Source organism: Escherichia sp. 20412-1, assembly GCF_003027595.1.
In the GTDB taxonomy this organism is placed as follows: domain Bacteria; phylum Pseudomonadota; class Gammaproteobacteria; order Enterobacterales; family Enterobacteriaceae; genus Escherichia; species Escherichia marmotae.
This window is the reverse complement of sequence record NZ_PYQM01000008.1, coordinates 64472-82034: the sequence shown is the minus strand read 5'-3', so window position 1 is coordinate 82034 and position 17563 is coordinate 64472. Positions and strand designations below refer to the sequence as shown.

Genomic DNA, 17563 nt, shown 5'->3' with positions numbered 1-17563 from the left:
TCCAGGCAAACTTCTTGCTTTGTCGATTTCCTGCTGAAAATACGTACGCGTTAAACCCTTCCAACGCACTGTAACCCTGAAAACCAGAGAGATAAGACGGGGAAATTCTTCGCCTTGCGCTGCATTCTGGAGTAATGCATGACTGCTGTAAGCCAAACAGAAACACGATCTTCTGCCAATTTTTCGCTTTTTCGCATCGCCTTTGCGGTTTTTTTGACCTACATGACCGTAGGGTTACCTTTGCCGGTGATCCCACTTTTTGTCCATCATGAGCTAGGCTATGGCAACACCATGGTCGGAATTGCCGTTGGCATTCAGTTTCTGGCCACGGTATTAACACGAGGTTATGCCGGACGGCTGGCCGATCAATATGGGGCAAAACGTTCAGCACTTCAGGGCATGTTATCCTGTGGCCTGGCCGGTGGTGCTTTATTGCTGGCTGCGCTTTTACCCGTTTCTGCGCCGATTAAATTTGCCCTGCTGGTCGTCGGGCGTTTGATCCTTGGCTTTGGTGAAAGTCAGTTGCTGACTGGTGCTCTGACCTGGGGATTAGGCATCGTCGGGCCAAAACACTCCGGAAAAGTGATGTCGTGGAATGGGATGGCGATTTACGGCGCACTGGCTGTCGGCGCACCGCTTGGCTTACTGATCCATAGTCATTACGGTTTTGCCGTCCTGGCACTTACGACAATGATACTGCCGTTGCTGGCGTGGGCCTGCAATGGCACGGTGCGCAAAGTACCAGCTCTGGCGGGAGAACGCCCCTCGCTGTGGAGTGTCGTCGGTCTTGTCTGGAAGCCTGGGCTGGGCCTGGCGCTTCAGGGCGTGGGCTTTGCGGTTATCGGGACCTTCGTTTCGCTTTACTTTGCCAGCAAAGGATGGGCGATGGCGGGCTTTACGCTCACCGCCTTTGGCGGCGCATTTGTCGTAATGCGCGTAATGTTTGGCTGGATGCCAGACCGTTTTGGTGGCGTAAAAGTGGCGATAGTCTCTCTGCTGGTAGAAACGGCCGGCTTGTTGATGCTCTGGCAGGCACCGGGAGCGTGGGTCGCATTAGCGGGCGCGGCGTTAACCGGGGCTGGGTGTTCGCTTATATTCCCGGCCCTGGGTGTGGAAGTGGTTAAACGCGTTCCTTCCCAGGTGCGCGGCACAGCGCTCGGTGGCTATGCCGCGTTTCAGGATATCGCCCTCGGTGTTTCCGGGCCGCTGGCGGGTGTTCTGGCGACCTCGTTTGGCTACTCTTCGGTATTTCTTGCCGGGGCGATATCGGCGGTGCTGGGGATTATTGTGACGATACTGTCGTTTCGCCGGGGTTAACCCACTAGCCAGATCAACATCACAATGATGATGACGAATAATATCCACAGGCTGGGGCGCATTGACATTTCTTTCATCGTGTCAATTAATGGGGTAAAGGGATTGAGCAGCGGTTGAATATCACGCGGTTCAATGCCTTTCACCCGCCGTTGATAGAGCTGGTTAAGGATATCTTCGGCCTGTGCAGACGTCAGGGCTGATTGTGTTGAAAGCCCATACTTTTGCTCAACATACGTCGATAATACCGTCAACTCGCTTGCATCCAGTGGCTGCTTTAGCGCCATCTGGAGTGACTCCAGCGTCGGAGTGTGTTGCTGACTTAACGCCTGACGAGCCTGTAACCAGGTGACCAGATGGTTAAACAGTTTCGCCGGAATCAACTCGCCATCTTTCACCCCTGAAAGTTCCAGCATCGATTGCCAAATCTGTTTGCTGGGTTCCCCTGTTGCCGCCGCGAGTTTGGTGACCAGTTGCTTGAGCGTATTGTGTTCCGCTGGTAATAAAGGTCGGTCGGTCGCCTGGCGCTGTTGCGGCTGCGGGATAACCATCTTCCCTTCCTGTAGTAGCGTCAGGACGGTTTTTAATTGCTCTGGTGAGAGTTGATTTAGCGGCGTCTGACCAAAGTTATGCCGGATATAATCCGTGACGGCCTGACGATTATTCCCCAGACGTAAATACTCCCCCAATTGGGCCAAAAGTTGGCGGACAGAATAACTTTTTTGCGCAGACAGCAAACGTTGCGCAAGGTTTTGTTCTGCTGCCGGGAAATGGCGTGAAAGCAAAGGTGAATCACCCGGCAGACCGATGTCGTGCTTTATATTGGCCCACAACTCTGCGCTCTGCTGTTGCGTCAGCGAAGTCACTTTGATCATCAAACTTTCCAACGCGGTACGTTGCAAGCTGGATAAAGGCTGATTGCCTGCGCCAGACGACAGGTTATCCCCCTGACCTGGTGGTTGCGCAGGAGGAGGGCCTGAAAGAGGTTGTATCATTACGTATCCTTATACCTGAAATCATCGCAAGTATGCCTGGCCGCGAGATTATGGCACACTTGTCCGGTTAACTCTCGTTCTCATACAGGTAGCACAAACGTGAAAATCCTTGTTGATGAAAATATGCCTTATGCCCGCGAATTATTTAGCCGTTTGGGTGAGGTGAAAGCGGTTCCGGGGCGTCCAATTCCAGTCGCAGAACTGGATGGCGCGGATGCGTTGATGGTGCGTTCGGTCACGAAAGTGAACGCGTCGCTGCTGACGGGGAAATCAGTAAAATTTGTTGGCACCGCCACTGCGGGGACCGACCATGTTGATGAGGCATGGTTGCAGCAGGCAGGGATCGGTTTTTCTGCCGCACCTGGCTGCAATGCGATTGCGGTAGTGGAATATGTTTTCTCGTCGTTGCTAATGCTTGCCGAACGCGATGGATTTTCACTGCATGACCGTACCGTGGGGATCGTGGGAGTTGGTAACGTTGGTCGTCGATTACAGGCGCGGCTGGAGGCGTTGGGAATTAAAACCTTGCTTTGCGATCCGCCACGCGCCGATCGTGGGGATGAGGGAGATTTCCGTTCTCTTGATGAGCTGGTTCAGCACGCGGATATTCTGACGTTCCATACGCCACTCTTTAAAGATGGTCCGTACAAAACGCGGCATCTGGCGGATGAAAAACTGATCCGCAGCCTGAAGCCGGGGACGATTCTGATTAACGCTTGCCGTGGCGCAGTCGTCGATAATACCGCACTGCTGACCTGTCTGAATGAAGGCCAGAAGTTAAGCGTGGTGCTGGACGTCTGGGAGGGCGAGCCAGAACTCAACGTCGAGCTGCTGCAAAAAGTGGATATCGGCACGCCGCATATCGCGGGCTATACCCTCGAAGGTAAAGCGCGTGGCACCACGCAAGTGTTTGAGGCTTATAGCAAGTTTATTGGTCATGAACAGCACATCGCGCTGGATACCTTATTGCCAACACCAGAATTTGGCCGTATTACGCTGCATGGCTCGCTCGATCAGCCAACGCTAAAAAGGCTGGTGCATTTGGTGTATGATGTGCGCCGCGATGACGCACCGCTGCGTAAAGTCGCCGGGATACCGGGTGAGTTCGATAAACTGCGCAAAAATTACCTTGAACGCCGTGAATGGTCGTCTCTGTATGTGATTTGCGATGACGCCAACGCGGCGGCATTACTGTGTAAATTGGGTTTTAACGCCGTTCATCATCCGGCACGTTAATCTCTTCTTCATGCTCTCTGCTGTAATATCGGCAGGGAGTTTTGCTATTTCTGGAGTAAACCACCATGTCTGAAGGCTGGAACATTGCTGTCCTGGGCGCAACTGGCGCTGTGGGCGAAGCCCTGATTGAAACGCTGGCTGAACGTCAGTTCCCGGTTGGGGAAATTTATGCACTGGCACGTAACGAAAGCGCAGGTGAACATCTGCGTTTTGGTGGTAAGACAATCACCGTGCAGGATGCTGCCGATTTTGACTGGACGCAGGCGCAACTGGCGTTTTTTGTTGCAGGTAAAGAAGCTACCGCCGCCTGGGTTGAAGAAGCCACTAACGCGGGATGTCTGGTCATTGATAGCAGCGGCCTGTTTGCTCTCGAACCTGATGTTCCGCTGGTGGTGCCGGACGTGAATCCGTTTGTACTGGCGGACTACCGTAACCGTAACGTTATTGCTGTTCCTGATAGCCTGACCAGCCAGTTACTGGCTGCACTGAAACCGTTAATCGATCAGGGCGGTTTGTCGCGCATCAGCGTTACCAGCCTGATTTCTGCCTCCGCTCAGGGCAAAAAAGCGGTGGATGCATTAGCCGGGCAGAGCGCGAAATTGCTCAACGGTATTCCGATTGATGAAGATGATTTCTTTGGTCGTCAGTTGGCGTTTAATATGCTGCCCTTGCTACCGGATCGCGAAGGTAACGTACGCGAAGAGCGCCGTATTGTCGATGAAGTGCGCAAAATTATGCAGGACGAAGGGCTGATGATTTCGGCTAGTGTCGTTCAGGCACCGGTATTTTACGGTCATGCTCAGATGGTCAACTTCGAAGCATTACGTCCGCTGGCGGCAGAAGAAGCGCGTGATGCGTTTTCCCAAAGCGAAGATATTGTGCTTTCTGAAGAGAATGAATTCCCAACGCAGGTGGGCGATGCGTCTGGTTCTCCGCATCTTTCTGTCGGCTGTGTTCGTAATGACTATGGTATGCCAGAGCAAATCCAGTTCTGGTCGGTGGCCGACAACGTCCGTTTTGGGGGGGCACTGATGGCGGTGAAGATCGCTGAAAAACTGGTGCAGGAGTACCTGTACTAATGTCCGACCAGCAACAACCGCCAGTTTATAAAATTGCGCTGGGTATTGAGTACGACGGCAGCAGATATTACGGCTGGCAACGGCAGAATGAAGTCCGCAGTGTGCAGGAAAAGCTGGAAAAGGCGCTCTCGCAGGTAGCGAACGAACCCATCACCGTGTTCTGTGCCGGGCGAACCGACGCAGGGGTACACGGCACCGGGCAGGTAGTGCATTTTGAAACCACCGCGTTACGCAAAGACGCTGCGTGGACGTTAGGCGTAAATGCGAATTTACCTGGTGACATCGCCGTGCGTTGGGTTAAAGCTGTACCCGATGATTTTCACGCCCGATTTAGCGCTACGGCTCGCCGTTATCGCTACATCATCTACAATCATCGACTGCGTCCGGCGGTACTGAGTAAAGGTGTTACCCACTTTTACGAACCGCTGGATGCCGAACGGATGCATCGGGCGGCACAATACCTGTTGGGCGAGAATGATTTCACCTCGTTCCGCGCGGTGCAGTGTCAGTCCCGAACGCCGTGGCGTAACGTTATGCATATCAACGTCACGCGTCACGGTCCCTATGTGGTGGTAGATATCAAAGCGAATGCCTTTGTACATCATATGGTGAGGAATATTGTCGGCAGCCTGATGGAAGTGGGTGCCCACAACCAGCCGGAGAGCTGGATAGCAGAGCTGTTGGCGGCTAAGGACAGGACGCTGGCGGCAGCAACGGCGAAAGCGGAAGGGTTGTATCTGGTCGCGGTGGATTACCCGGACAGATTCGATCTTCCAAAGCCGCCAATGGGCCCGCTCTTTCTGGCGGACTAATTTTAGTCGTACAAGGCATAGGCAAATATGGACCTGATTTATTTCCTCATCGATTTTATCCTGCACATTGACGTGCATTTGGCGGAACTGGTCGCGCAGTATGGCGTCTGGGTTTATGCCATTTTGTTTGTGATTTTGTTCTGTGAAACTGGTTTGGTAGTGACACCGTTTCTGCCGGGAGATTCGCTGCTGTTTGTTGCCGGGGCGCTGGCCTCGCTGGGAACTAACGATCTCAATGTCCATATGATGGTAGTACTGATGCTGGTTGCCGCGATTGTTGGCGATGCCGTTAACTACACTATTGGGCGGTTGTTCGGTGAGAAATTATTCAGCAATCCGAACTCGAAAATTTTCCGTCGCAGTTATCTCGACAAAACCCATCAGTTTTATGAGAAACATGGCGGCAAAACCATTATTCTCGCCCGTTTTGTGCCAATCGTCAGAACGTTCGCCCCGTTCGTTGCGGGGATGGGCCACATGTCATACCGTCATTTCGCCGTTTATAACGTGATCGGCGCGCTGTTGTGGGTTCTACTTTTTACCTACGCAGGCTATTTCTTCGGTACAATCCCAATGGTTCAGGATAACCTTAAGCTGCTGATCGTCGGGATTATTGTGGTTTCCATTCTGCCGGGCGTCATCGAAATTATCCGTCACAAACGCGCTGCGGCACGCGCCGCAAAATAAAAAGTAACTCCGCGGTTCGACCACTTTTTTATCCAAAGTTTCGGGCTGTTATGTTTTAATGTGCAACATTCATGGTCTGTTGGGGGCAAAAATGGCATTATGCGTCCCCAAAGATAAAGCTGGCATCGAACCAGGTTCAGACAGAAAGGTCCCTAATGAGCTGGATTGAACGAATTAAAAGCAACATTACTCCCACCCGCAAGGCGAGCATTCCTGAAGGCGTGTGGACTAAGTGTGATAGCTGCGGTCAGGTTTTATACCGTGCTGAGCTGGAACGTAATCTTGAGGTCTGTCCGAAGTGTGACCATCACATGCGTATGACGGCGCGTAATCGCCTGCATAGCCTGTTGGATGAAGGAAGCCTTGTGGAGCTGGGTAGCGAGCTTGAGCCGAAAGATGTGCTGAAGTTCCGTGACTCCAAAAAGTATAAAGACCGTCTGGCATCTGCACAGAAAGAAACCGGCGAAAAAGACGCGCTGGTAGTAATGAAAGGCACCTTGTATGGAATGCCGGTCGTTGCTGCGGCATTCGAATTTGCCTTTATGGGCGGTTCAATGGGATCCGTGGTGGGTGCGCGTTTCGTGCGTGCCGTTGAGCAGGCGCTGGAAGACAACTGCCCGCTGATCTGCTTCTCCGCTTCCGGTGGCGCACGTATGCAGGAAGCGCTAATGTCGCTGATGCAGATGGCGAAAACCTCTGCGGCGCTGGCGAAAATGCAGGAGCGCGGTCTGCCGTACATCTCCGTGCTGACTGACCCAACCATGGGCGGTGTTTCTGCGAGTTTCGCGATGCTGGGCGATCTCAACATTGCTGAACCGAAAGCGTTAATCGGTTTTGCCGGTCCGCGTGTTATTGAACAGACCGTTCGCGAAAAACTGCCGCCGGGATTCCAGCGCAGTGAGTTCCTGATCGAGAAAGGCGCGATCGACATGATTGTCCGCCGCCCGGAAATGCGCCTGAAACTGGCGAGCATCCTGGCGAAGCTGATGAATCTGCCAGCGCCGAATCCTGAAGCGCCACGCGAAGGCGAAGTGGTGCCACCAGCACCGGATCAGGAACCAGAGGCCTGATAACTGATAAGGGCAGGGCCGCTGGCTCTGCCCTTTTGCTATTATCCCCGTAATGAATCAGCGGATACCATGATTATCAAACGCACACCTCAAGCCGCGTCGCCTTTGGCTTCGTGGCTTTCTTATCTGGAAAACCTGCACAGTAAGACTATCGATCTCGGCCTTGAGCGCGTAAGCCAGGTGGCAGCGCGTCTCGGCGTTCTGAAACCAGCACCGTTTGTGTTTACTGTCGCGGGTACTAATGGCAAAGGCACAACCTGTCGCACGCTGGAGTCGATTCTGATGGCGGCAGGGTACAAAGTGGGGGTCTACAGTTCGCCGCATCTGGTACGTTATACCGAGCGCGTTCGTGTGCAGGGTCAGGAATTACCGGAATCGGCTCATACAGCCTCTTTTGCTGAGATTGAATCGGTACGCGGTGATATTTCTCTGACCTATTTCGAATACGGTACGCTGTCGGCGTTGTGGCTGTTCAAACAGGCACAACTTGACGTGGTGATTCTGGAAGTCGGGCTGGGCGGTCGTCTGGATGCCACCAATATTGTTGATGCTGATGTCGCGGTAGTGACCAGCATTGCGCTTGATCATACCGACTGGCTGGGGCCAGATCGCGAAAGCATTGGTCGCGAGAAAGCGGGGATCTTCCGCAGTGAAAAACCGGCGATTGTCGGTGAACCGGAAATGCCGTACACCATTGCCGATGTGGCGCAGGAAAAAGGTGCATTGCTGCAACGTCGCGGTGTTGAGTGGAATTATTCTGTCACAGACCATGACTGGTCGTTTACCGATGCTCACGGTACGCTAGAAAACCTGCCGTTGCCGCTTGTCCCACAACCAAATGCCGCAACGGCGCTGGCAGCACTTCGCGCCAGCGGCCTGGAGGTCAGTGAACAGGCAATTCGCGAGGGCATTGCCAGTGCAATTTTACCGGGACGTTTCCAGATTGTGAGTGAGTTGCCACGCGTCATTTTTGATGTCGCCCATAATCCACATGCGGCAGAATATCTCACCGGACGTATGCAAGCGTTACCGAAAAGCGGGCGCGTGCTGGCGGTTATCGGTATGCTACATGATAAAGATATTGCCGGAACTCTGGCCTGGTTGAAAAGCGTAGTTGATGACTGGTATTGTGCGCCACTGGAAGGGCCACGCGGTGCTACAGCAGAGCAACTGCTGGAACATCTGGGTAATGGCAAACCATTTGACAGCGTTGCGCAGGCATGGGATGCCGCGATGGCGGACGCTAAACCGGAAGATACCGTGCTGGTGTGTGGTTCATTCCATACGGTCGCACATGTCATGGAAGTGATTGACGCGAGGAGAAGCGGTGGCGAGTAAGTTTCAGAATCGGTTAGTTGGCACAATAGTGCTGGTGGCGCTGGGGGTGATTGTGCTTCCAGGGCTGCTCGATGGGCAGAAAAAACATTATCAGGATGAGTTCGCAGCGATCCCGCTGGTGCCGAAAGCTGGCGATCGTGACGAGCCTGATATGATGCCAGCCGCCACTCAGGCGTTGCCGACACAGCCGCCAGAAGGCGCGGCAGAAGAGGTGCGGGCAGGCGATGCCGCAGCGCCTTCGCTCGATCCGGCAATCATTGCAGCCAATAATACTGAGTTTGAACCGGAACCTGCACCGGTTGCTCCACCGAAGCCGAAACCTGTGGAACCGCCGAAGCCGAAGGTGGAAATGCCACCAGCGCCGAAGCCAGAACCAAAACCTGCCGTCGAAGAAAAAGCGGTACCGACGGGTAAAGCGTATGTAGTGCAACTGGGCGCGCTGAAAAATGCCGATAAAGTGAATGAGATTGTTGCTAAGCTGCGTGGCGCGGGATATCGCGTTTATACGTCGCCGTCGACGCCAGTGCAGGGTAAAATCACCCGCATTCTGGTTGGGCCGGATGCTTCTAAAGAGAAGCTGAAAGGTTCGCTGGGTGAGTTGAGGCAGCTTTCTGGCTTGAGCGGCGTGGTGATGGGCTATACGCCGAATTAATACGGTTTGCCTGATGCGACGCTAACGCGTCTTATCAGGTCTACGCGGGAGCATAACCCCAGGTCGGATAAGGCGTTCACGCCGCATCCGACACGTATAGCCGGTGCCGCAAAGGCACAAAAAGTCGATGGCGTTGAATATTTTTTCAGCGCCATTTTTATTGATGCGCGGGAAGGAAATCCCTACGCAAACGTTTTCTTTTTCTGTTAGAATGCGCCCCGAACAGGATGACAGGGCGTAAAATCGTGGGACACATATGGTCTGGATTGATTACGCCATAATCGCGGTGATTGCTTTTTCTTCTCTGGTTAGCCTGATCCGCGGCTTTGTTCGTGAAGCATTATCGCTGGTGACATGGGGTTGTGCGTTCTTTGTCGCCAGTCATTACTACACTTACCTGTCAGCCTGGTTTACGGGCTTTGAAGACGAACTGGTTCGAAATGGGATTGCCATCGCGGTACTGTTTATCGCTACGCTTATCGTTGGCGCTATCGTGAACTTCGTGATAGGTCAGTTGGTGGAGAAAACGGGGTTGTCAGGCACCGATCGGGTGCTGGGCGTCTGTTTCGGTGCGTTGCGCGGCGTATTGATTGTTGCCGCTATTCTTTTCTTTCTCGACTCCTTTACCGGAGTGTCGAAAAGCGAAGACTGGAGCAAATCACAGCTGATCCCACAGTTCAGTTTTATCATCAGATGGTTTTTTGATTATCTGCAAAGCTCGTCAAGTTTCTTGCCCAGAGCGTAAGTGCTCTGAGATGTGGCTTAACGAGGAAAAAGACGTATGTGCGGTATTGTCGGTATCGCCGGTGTTATGCCGGTTAACCAGTCGATTTATGATGCCTTAACGGTGCTTCAGCATCGCGGTCAGGATGCCGCAGGCATCATCACCATTGATGCCAATAACTGCTTTCGTTTGCGTAAAGCGAACGGTCTGGTGAGCGATATATTTGAAGCTCGCCACATGCAGCGTTTGCAGGGCAATATGGGCATTGGTCATGTGCGTTACCCTACGGCTGGCAGCTCCAGCGCTTCTGAAGCGCAGCCATTTTACGTTAACTCTCCATATGGCATCACGCTTGCCCATAATGGCAATCTGACTAACGCTCACGAGTTGCGTAAAAAGTTGTTTGAAGAAAAACGCCGCCACATCAACACCACTTCTGACTCGGAAATTTTGCTTAATATCTTCGCCAGCGAACTGGATAACTTCCGCCACTATCCGCTGGAAGCCGATAACATTTTCGCCGCCATTGCCGCCACTAACCGTCTGATCCGTGGCGCATATGCCTGTGTGGCGATGATTATCGGCCACGGTATGGTTGCTTTCCGCGATCCTAACGGCATTCGTCCGCTGGTGTTGGGAAAACGCGATGTTGATGACAATCGCACAGAATATATGGTTGCCTCTGAAAGCGTTGCGCTCGATACCCTGGGCTTTGAGTTCCTGCGTGACGTCGCACCGGGCGAAGCGATTTACATCACTGAAGAAGGGCAGTTGTTTACCCGTCAGTGTGCCGACAATCCGGTCAGCAATCCGTGCCTGTTCGAGTATGTTTACTTTGCCCGCCCGGATTCGTTCATCGACAAAATTTCCGTTTATAGCGCCCGCGTTAATATGGGCACCAAGCTTGGCGAAAAAATTGCCCGTGAATGGGAAGATCTGGATATTGACGTGGTGATCCCGATTCCGGAAACCTCCTGCGATATCGCACTGGAAATCGCTCGCATTCTGGGTAAACCGTACCGCCAGGGCTTCGTGAAAAACCGCTACGTTGGCCGTACCTTTATCATGCCGGGCCAGCAACTGCGCCGTAAGTCTGTTCGTCGTAAACTGAACGCCAACCGCGCTGAGTTCCGCGATAAAAACGTTCTGCTGGTCGATGACTCCATTGTCCGCGGCACCACCTCTGAGCAGATTATCGAGATGGCGCGTGAAGCCGGAGCGAAGAAAGTGTATCTCGCCTCTGCCGCGCCGGAAATTCGTTTCCCGAACGTTTATGGTATTGATATGCCGAGCGCCACGGAACTGATCGCACACGGTCGTGAAGTGGATGAAATCCGCCAGATCATCGGTGCTGATGGGCTTATCTTCCAGGATCTAAACGATCTGATCGAAGCCGTTCGCGCTGAAAATCCGGATATTCAGCAGTTCGAATGCTCGGTGTTTAATGGCGTCTATGTCACCAAAGACGTTGATCAAGGCTACCTCGATTTCCTCGATACTTTACGTAATGACGACGCTAAAGCAGTGCAACGTCAGAACGAAGTTGAAAACCTGGAAATGCATAACGAAGGATAATACCTTCGTTCAGGGTGCCGGTCTGGCACCCTGACTTGCAACTCCCGCCGAAATCCTGCAAAGTCTGCCTGCAAGTCTGACAGGGCAATTATCTATGAAACGACTCATTGTAGGCATCAGCGGTGCCAGCGGCGCGATTTATGGCGTACGTTTATTACAGGTTCTGCGTGATGTCGCAGATGTTGAAACGCATCTGGTGATGAGCCAGGCTGCGCGCCAGACTTTATCCCTCGAAACGGATTTTTCCCTGCGCGAAGTTCAGGCATTAGCCGATGTCACCCATGATGCGCGCGATATTGCCGCCAGCATCTCTTCCGGGTCTTTCCAGACGTTGGGGATGGTGATTTTACCCTGTTCAATCAAAACCCTTTCCGGCATTGTCCATAGCTATACCGATGGTTTACTGACCCGAGCAGCAGATGTGGTACTGAAAGAGCGTCGCCCACTGGTGCTCTGCGTGCGTGAAACGCCGCTGCACTTAGGACACTTGCGTTTAATGACTCAGGCTGCGGAAATTGGTGCGGTAATTATGCCTCCCGTTCCGGCGTTTTATCATCGTCCGCAATCGCTTGATGATGTGATAAATCAAACGGTTAACCGTGTACTTGATCAGTTTACGATAACCCTTCCCGAAGATCTCTTTGCCCGCTGGCAGGGCGCATAACTTTGCTGTTGCCCTGTTTCGGGGCAATTTTGCAACCGTGATCAAATCCTCGACATTTTGTTCCTGCCATTGAATCGAAACGCTGCGATTCAACCGGCATACCTGCTATCTTCAACTTTAGGACAATAATGCAACGTCTTATTAACACATTTAACGTTATATGTTTGAGCTGTTGTCAAGATGGCATAAGACCTGCATGAACGAGCCTGCAAACACACAACACAATACACAACATAAAAAAGCCATTTCACTTGAGGGTTATGTATGAAGAAGTCGATTCTTGCTCTGTTTTTGTTAGTCGGTCTGTCCGCAGCAGCTTCCAGCTCTGCGGCACTGCCGGAGACGGTACGTATCGGAACGGATACCACCTATGCGCCGTTCTCATCGAAAGATGCCAAAGGTGACTTTGTTGGCTTTGATATCGATCTGGGTAACGAGATGTGCAAACGCATGCAGGTTAAATGTACCTGGGTTGCCAGTGACTTTGATGCGCTGATCCCGTCACTGAAAGCGAAAAAAATCGATGCCATTATTTCATCGCTCTCTATTACTGATAAACGTCAGCAGGAGATTGCCTTCTCCGACAAGCTGTATGCCGCGGATTCTCGTTTGATTGCAGCTAAAGGTTCACCGATCCAACCAACGCTGGATTCGCTGAAAGGTAAACATGTTGGTGTGCTGCAAGGCTCCACCCAGGAAGCGTACGCCAATGACAACTGGCGCAGTAAAGGCGTCGATGTGGTGGCCTATGCTAACCAGGATTTGGTCTATTCCGATCTGGATGCAGGTCGTCTGGATGCCGCTCTGCAGGATGAAGTCGCTGCCAGCGAAGGTTTCCTCAAGCAACCCGCCGGTAAAGAGTTCGCCTTTGCTGGTTCATCAGTGAAAGACAAAAAATACTTCGGTGATGGTACAGGTGTAGGGCTACGTAAAGATGATGCCGAACTGAAAGCCGCCTTTGATAAGGCGCTTGGCGAACTGCGTCAGGATGGCACTTACGACAAGATGGCAAAAAAGTATTTCGACTTTAATGTCTATGGTGGCTGATACGTCGCAGGGAAGTAGCGCCTGATGGGGAATCATCATGGTGCATTCCAGGTTTGTTGCACTATCGTGGTGCATTAAAATGCATACTTAAGCAATTTTAATGAAAAATAATACGACTAACTGGCCTGGATATTTTGCCTTGTTGGTCAATTTTATGGCACGATAACTGTAACAAGCCTGTAAATATTCCCTATAAAAAGACTGTCAGTTGAGGACATTATGAAAAAACTGGTGCTATCGCTCTCTCTGGTTCTGGCCTTCTCCAGCGCAACCGCTGCGTTTGCTGCTATTCCGCAAAATATCCGTATCGGCACCGATCCAACCTATGCACCATTTGAATCAAAAAATTCACAAGGCGAACTGGTTGGCTTTGATATTGATCTGGCGAAGGAGTTGTGCAAACGCATCAATACGCAATGTACCTTTGTTGAGAATCCGCTGGATGCGTTAATTCCGTCATTAAAAGCGAAGAAGATTGACGCCATCATGTCATCACTTTCCATCACGGAAAAACGTCAGCAGGAAATTGCCTTCACCGACAAACTGTATGCTGCCGATTCTCGTCTGGTGGTGGCGAAAAATTCTGACATCCAGCCGACAGTAGAATCGCTGAAAGGCAAGCGGGTAGGGGTATTGCAGGGCACCACCCAGGAGACATTTGGTAACGAACACTGGGCTCCCAAAGGCATTGAAATCGTCTCTTATCAGGGGCAGGACAATATTTACTCAGACCTGACTGCCGGACGTATTGATGCCGCGTTCCAGGATGAAGTTGCCGCCAGTGAAGGTTTCCTCAAACAGCCAGTCGGTAAAGATTACAAATTCGGTGGTCCGTCTGTTAAAGATGAAAAACTGTTTGGCGTAGGCACCGGCATGGGGCTGCGTAAAGAAGATAACGAACTGCGCGAGGCACTGAACAAAGCCTTTGCTGAAATGCGCGCTGACGGTACTTACGAGAAATTAGCGAAAAAGTACTTCGATTTTGATGTTTATGGTGGCTAATCGCCATCGGTGAAAGAAAGCACGCTCCCTTCGAGGCTCCGGAGGGAGATAAGAGGCGGTAAATTCACCACACACAACAGGACAGGCAGCATGTTGTATGGGTTTTCAGGTGTAATTTTACAGGGGGCGCTCGTCACGCTGGAGCTGGCTATCAGCTCTGTAGTGCTCGCTGTAATTATCGGTCTTATTGGCGCTGGCGGTAAGCTTTCGCAAAATCGGTTATCGGGACTGATTTTCGAAGGCTATACCACGCTGATACGCGGTGTGCCGGATTTAGTGTTAATGCTGCTGATATTCTACGGTTTGCAGATCGCGCTAAACACGGTGACGGAGGCGATGGGCGTCGGACAGATTGATATCGACCCGATGGTCGCCGGTATTATAACCCTGGGGTTTATCTACGGCGCTTACTTCACCGAAACGTTCCGCGGCGCGTTTATGGCGGTGCCGAAAGGGCATATTGAGGCGGCAACAGCATTCGGCTTTACCCGTGGGCAAGTGTTTCGGAGGATTATGTTCCCGGCGATGATGCGTTACGCCCTACCGGGGATTGGCAACAACTGGCAGGTCATTCTTAAATCAACGGCTCTCGTTTCGTTACTCGGACTGGAAGATGTGGTGAAAGCCACTCAACTGGCAGGCAAAAGTACCTGGGAACCATTCTATTTCGCCATCGTCTGTGGCGTGATTTATCTGGTTTTTACCACCGTTTCCAATGGTGTGCTGCTGTTCCTTGAGCGCCGCTACTCCGTGGGTGTGAAGAGGGCTGACCTGTGATCGAAATCTTACATGAATACTGGAAACCGCTGCTGTGGACTGACGGTTATCGCTTTACCGGTGTGGCGATCACTCTCTGGTTGCTGATTCTGTCGGTGGTGATTGGTGGGATTCTGGCGCTGTTTCTGGCGATTGGGCGCGTCTCAAGTAATAAATACATTCAGTTTCCCATCTGGTTATTTACTTATATTTTTCGCGGTACGCCGCTGTATGTTCAGTTGCTGGTGTTCTATTCCGGCATGTACACGCTGGAGATTGTTAAAGGCACCGAGTTCCTTAACGCCTTTTTCCGCAGTGGCCTGAACTGTACCGTGCTGGCATTGACGCTCAACACCTGTGCTTACACCACTGAGATTTTTGCCGGGGCGATCCGGTCGGTGCCGCATGGGGAAATTGAAGCTGCCAGAGCCTATGGTTTCTCAACCTTTAAAATGTATCGCTGCATTATTTTGCCGTCGGCACTGCGTATTGCATTACCGGCCTACAGCAACGAAGTGATTCTGATGCTGCACTCTACTGCGCTGGCGTTTACTGCCACGGTGCCGGATCTGCTGAAAATTGCCCGCGATATCAACGCCGCCACGTATCAACCTTTTACTGCCTTTGGCATTGCCGCGGTGCTCTATTTAATCATCTCTTATGTCCTGATCAGCCTCTTTCGCAAAGCGGAAAAACGCTGGTTGCAGCATGTGAAACCTTCTTCAACGCACTGAGAATACGATGTCCGAGAATAAATTAAACGTTATCGATTTGCACAAACGCTACGGCGAACACGAAGTGCTGAAAGGCGTTTCACTGCAAGCGAACGCCGGGGATGTGATCAGTATCATCGGATCGTCGGGATCGGGGAAAAGTACCTTTCTGCGCTGTATTAACTTCCTCGAAAAACCGAGCGAAGGCGCGATCGTGGTTAACGGGCAGAACATCAATCTGGTGCGCGATAAAGACGGCCAACTCAAAGTTGCCGATAAAAATCAGCTACGTTTACTGCGTACGCGCCTGACGATGGTGTTTCAGCACTTCAATCTCTGGAGCCATATGACGGTGCTGGAAAACGTCATGGAAGCGCCGATTCAGGTGTTGGGGCTGAGCAAGCAGGAAGCACGCGAGCGGGCGGTGAAATATCTGGCGAAAGTTGGCATAGACGAACGTGCGCAGGGGAAATACCCGGTGCATCTTTCCGGTGGTCAGCAACAGCGTGTTTCCATTGCACGGGCGCTGGCAATGGAACCGGAAGTTTTGCTGTTTGATGAACCTACCTCAGCGCTCGATCCAGAGCTGGTAGGCGAAGTTCTGCGCATTATGCAGCAACTGGCGGAAGAGGGGAAAACCATGGTGGTGGTGACTCATGAAATGGGCTTTGCTCGCCATGTCTCTACCCACGTCATTTTTCTCCATCAGGGGAAAATAGAAGAAGAGGGGACGCCGGAACAGTTATTTGGCAACCCGCAAAGCCCGCGTCTGCAACAGTTCCTTAAAGGATCACTGAAATAATTGCCTCTCCGGCGGCTAATGCTGCCGGAGTATTTTCAAGGCTAATTTGCGAGTTAGCTTCCATTGAAATGTATATATTTCAGTCCACTTAAAATACTTCTGAATTCGTTGTCCAAATATAAAAACTGCCTACTGCATTGGTTATAAAGGGTAGTTATTGTCTCGTCCTCTTAAATTTGATGGGTGACGGAACGCCATGACAATATCGACCACTTCCACGCCGCATGATGCGGTATTTAAATCCTTTTTACGCCATCCAGATACAGCACGAGATTTTATTGATATTCATCTTCCAGCACCGCTGCGCAATCTGTGTGATTTAACAACGTTAAAACTGGAACCAAACAGTTTTATTGATGAAAACCTGCGACAATATTACTCCGACGTCTTGTGGTCAGTGAAAACACAGGAGGGGATGGGGTATATTTATGTCGTCATTGAACACCAAAGTAAGGCGGAAGAATTAATGGCTTTTCGCATGATGCGTTATTCCATCGCGGCGATGCAAAACCATCTGGATGCGGGCTATAAAGAGCTTCCTTTGGTGATCCCAATGCTGTTTTATCATGGTTGCAGAAGTCCTTATCCTTATTCTCTCTGCTGGCTTGATGAATTTGCAGAACCTGCGATTGCCCGCAAAATTTACTCATCGGCTTTTCCGTTGGTAGATATTACTGTAGTGCCGGATGACGAGATTATGCAACACCGTAAAATGGCATTGCTGGAGTTAATTCAGAAACATATTCGCCAGCGCGACTTATTGGGTTTAGTGGAGCAAATTGTTTCTCTTTTAGTTACAGGGAACACTAATGACAGGCAGCTACAAGCACTGTTTAATTACGTTTTACAAACGGGGGATGCCCAGCGGTTCCGTACATTTATAGGTGAGATAGCGGAACGAGCACCGCAAGAAAAGGAGAAACTGATGACTATTGCTGACAGATTACGTGAAGAGGGCGCAATGCAGGGCAAACATGAAGAAGCTCTGCGTATTGCTCAGGAGATGCTGGAGAGAGGTTTAGACAGAGAGTTAGTTCTGATGGTAACCCGACTTTCGCCAGATGAGCTTCTGGCGCAAAGTCACTGATCCAGTAAAC

At 51.5% G+C, this 17563-nt stretch carries 18 protein-coding genes; 17 read left to right on the top strand and 1 reads right to left on the bottom strand.

Translation table 11 applies throughout. From position 1 onward, the window contains the following. Positions 1–138: 138 nt before the first annotated feature. A complete protein-coding gene (locus C7B16_RS08265) occupies positions 139–1317 on the top strand; it encodes an MFS transporter (RefSeq protein WP_107179563.1) in 1179 nt (392 codons plus the stop codon). Here C7B16_RS08265 and flk read toward each other — a convergent pair. Then, positions 1314–2309, bottom strand: a complete 996-nt coding sequence (gene flk / locus C7B16_RS08260; protein WP_107179562.1) for a flagella biosynthesis regulator Flk — start codon at positions 2307–2309, stop codon at positions 1314–1316. The genes C7B16_RS08265 and flk overlap by 4 nt on opposite strands. A gap of 99 nt (positions 2310–2408) precedes the next feature. Here flk and pdxB point away from each other — a divergent pair, with 99 nt between their 5' ends. From pdxB to rpnB, 16 genes are all read left to right on the top strand, one after another. Then, the gene (pdxB, locus tag C7B16_RS08255; RefSeq protein ID WP_000699165.1) at positions 2409–3545 is read left to right on the top strand and encodes a 4-phosphoerythronate dehydrogenase PdxB; all 1137 of its coding nucleotides are present in this window, start codon (positions 2409–2411) and stop codon (positions 3543–3545) included. A 65-nt stretch (positions 3546–3610) separates the two neighbouring features. Further along, positions 3611–4624: an aspartate-semialdehyde dehydrogenase gene (locus C7B16_RS08250; protein ID WP_001289148.1), complete on the top strand. Its 1014-nt coding sequence runs from the start codon at positions 3611–3613 to the stop codon at positions 4622–4624. After that, on the top strand, positions 4624–5436 hold the full coding sequence (gene truA / locus C7B16_RS08245) for a tRNA pseudouridine(38-40) synthase TruA (protein ID WP_107179561.1): 813 nt from the start codon (positions 4624–4626) through the stop codon (positions 5434–5436). Before C7B16_RS08250 ends, truA begins: the two co-directional genes overlap by 1 nt. 27 nt (positions 5437–5463) lie before the next feature. Further along, entirely contained in the window at positions 5464–6123 is a 660-nt protein-coding gene (locus C7B16_RS08240) for a DedA family protein (RefSeq protein ID WP_016262187.1), read from the top strand. A gap of 155 nt (positions 6124–6278) precedes the next feature. Then, positions 6279–7193 (top strand): acetyl-CoA carboxylase, carboxyltransferase subunit beta, encoded by a 915-nt coding sequence (gene accD, locus C7B16_RS08235; RefSeq protein WP_000118402.1) that lies wholly within the window; start codon positions 6279–6281, stop codon positions 7191–7193. 69 nt (positions 7194–7262) lie between these two features. Beyond that, positions 7263–8531 (top strand): bifunctional tetrahydrofolate synthase/dihydrofolate synthase, encoded by a 1269-nt coding sequence (gene folC / locus C7B16_RS08230; RefSeq protein WP_000584593.1) that lies wholly within the window; start codon positions 7263–7265, stop codon positions 8529–8531. After that, positions 8521–9183, top strand: coding sequence for a cell division protein DedD (gene dedD, locus C7B16_RS08225; protein ID WP_107179560.1), 663 nt, complete (start codon positions 8521–8523; stop codon positions 9181–9183). Before folC ends, dedD begins: the two co-directional genes overlap by 11 nt. A gap of 256 nt (positions 9184–9439) precedes the next feature. Continuing rightward, complete coding sequence (gene cvpA / locus C7B16_RS08220) at positions 9440–9928, top strand: colicin V production protein (protein WP_000262105.1); 489 nt, start codon at positions 9440–9442, stop codon at positions 9926–9928. Between the two features lie 36 nt (positions 9929–9964). Then, entirely contained in the window at positions 9965–11482 is a 1518-nt protein-coding gene (gene purF / locus C7B16_RS08215; RefSeq protein WP_000334207.1) for an amidophosphoribosyltransferase, read from the top strand. Between the two features lie 94 nt (positions 11483–11576). Next, positions 11577–12146, top strand: a complete 570-nt coding sequence (gene ubiX / locus C7B16_RS08210) for a flavin prenyltransferase UbiX (protein ID WP_000825693.1) — start codon at positions 11577–11579, stop codon at positions 12144–12146. Positions 12147–12410: 264 nt separating this feature from the next. After that, positions 12411–13193, top strand: coding sequence for a lysine/arginine/ornithine ABC transporter substrate-binding protein ArgT (argT, locus tag C7B16_RS08205; protein ID WP_107179559.1), 783 nt, complete (start codon positions 12411–12413; stop codon positions 13191–13193). A gap of 219 nt (positions 13194–13412) precedes the next feature. Beyond that, the gene (hisJ, locus tag C7B16_RS08200) at positions 13413–14195 is read left to right on the top strand and encodes a histidine ABC transporter substrate-binding protein HisJ (RefSeq protein WP_000737621.1); all 783 of its coding nucleotides are present in this window, start codon (positions 13413–13415) and stop codon (positions 14193–14195) included. A gap of 90 nt (positions 14196–14285) precedes the next feature. Next, positions 14286–14972, top strand: coding sequence for a histidine ABC transporter permease HisQ (gene hisQ, locus C7B16_RS08195; RefSeq protein WP_000965518.1), 687 nt, complete (start codon positions 14286–14288; stop codon positions 14970–14972). After that, positions 14969–15685 carry an ABC transporter permease gene (locus C7B16_RS08190; RefSeq protein WP_016249018.1) on the top strand — a complete coding sequence of 239 codons (717 nt, stop codon included), beginning with the start codon at positions 14969–14971 and terminating at the stop codon, positions 15683–15685. The genes hisQ and C7B16_RS08190 overlap by 4 nt, the downstream gene beginning before the upstream one ends. Positions 15686–15692: 7 nt before the next feature. Beyond that, the gene (hisP, locus tag C7B16_RS08185; RefSeq protein ID WP_001293593.1) at positions 15693–16466 is read left to right on the top strand and encodes a histidine ABC transporter ATP-binding protein HisP; all 774 of its coding nucleotides are present in this window, start codon (positions 15693–15695) and stop codon (positions 16464–16466) included. A gap of 196 nt (positions 16467–16662) precedes the next feature. Further along, the gene (gene rpnB / locus C7B16_RS08180; protein WP_000156158.1) at positions 16663–17553 is read left to right on the top strand and encodes a recombination-promoting nuclease RpnB; all 891 of its coding nucleotides are present in this window, start codon (positions 16663–16665) and stop codon (positions 17551–17553) included. Positions 17554–17563 lie beyond the last annotated feature (10 nt).

Coding starts and splice junctions, on each gene's coding strand:
- C7B16_RS08265 (WP_107179563.1), top strand. CDS start 139: ATGACTGCTGTAAGCCAAACAGAAACACGATCTTCTGCCAATTTTTCG.
- flk (WP_107179562.1), bottom strand. CDS start 2,309: ATGATACAACCTCTTTCAGGCCCTCCTCCTGCGCAACCACCAGGTCAG.
- C7B16_RS08250 (WP_001289148.1), top strand. CDS start 3,611: ATGTCTGAAGGCTGGAACATTGCTGTCCTGGGCGCAACTGGCGCTGTG.
- truA (WP_107179561.1), top strand. CDS start 4,624: ATGTCCGACCAGCAACAACCGCCAGTTTATAAAATTGCGCTGGGTATT.
- C7B16_RS08240 (WP_016262187.1), top strand. CDS start 5,464: ATGGACCTGATTTATTTCCTCATCGATTTTATCCTGCACATTGACGTG.
- accD (WP_000118402.1), top strand. CDS start 6,279: ATGAGCTGGATTGAACGAATTAAAAGCAACATTACTCCCACCCGCAAG.
- folC (WP_000584593.1), top strand. CDS start 7,263: ATGATTATCAAACGCACACCTCAAGCCGCGTCGCCTTTGGCTTCGTGG.
- cvpA (WP_000262105.1), top strand. CDS start 9,440: ATGGTCTGGATTGATTACGCCATAATCGCGGTGATTGCTTTTTCTTCT.
- purF (WP_000334207.1), top strand. CDS start 9,965: ATGTGCGGTATTGTCGGTATCGCCGGTGTTATGCCGGTTAACCAGTCG.
- ubiX (WP_000825693.1), top strand. CDS start 11,577: ATGAAACGACTCATTGTAGGCATCAGCGGTGCCAGCGGCGCGATTTAT.
- argT (WP_107179559.1), top strand. CDS start 12,411: ATGAAGAAGTCGATTCTTGCTCTGTTTTTGTTAGTCGGTCTGTCCGCA.
- hisJ (WP_000737621.1), top strand. CDS start 13,413: ATGAAAAAACTGGTGCTATCGCTCTCTCTGGTTCTGGCCTTCTCCAGC.
- hisQ (WP_000965518.1), top strand. CDS start 14,286: ATGTTGTATGGGTTTTCAGGTGTAATTTTACAGGGGGCGCTCGTCACG.
- hisP (WP_001293593.1), top strand. CDS start 15,693: ATGTCCGAGAATAAATTAAACGTTATCGATTTGCACAAACGCTACGGC.
- rpnB (WP_000156158.1), top strand. CDS start 16,663: ATGACAATATCGACCACTTCCACGCCGCATGATGCGGTATTTAAATCC.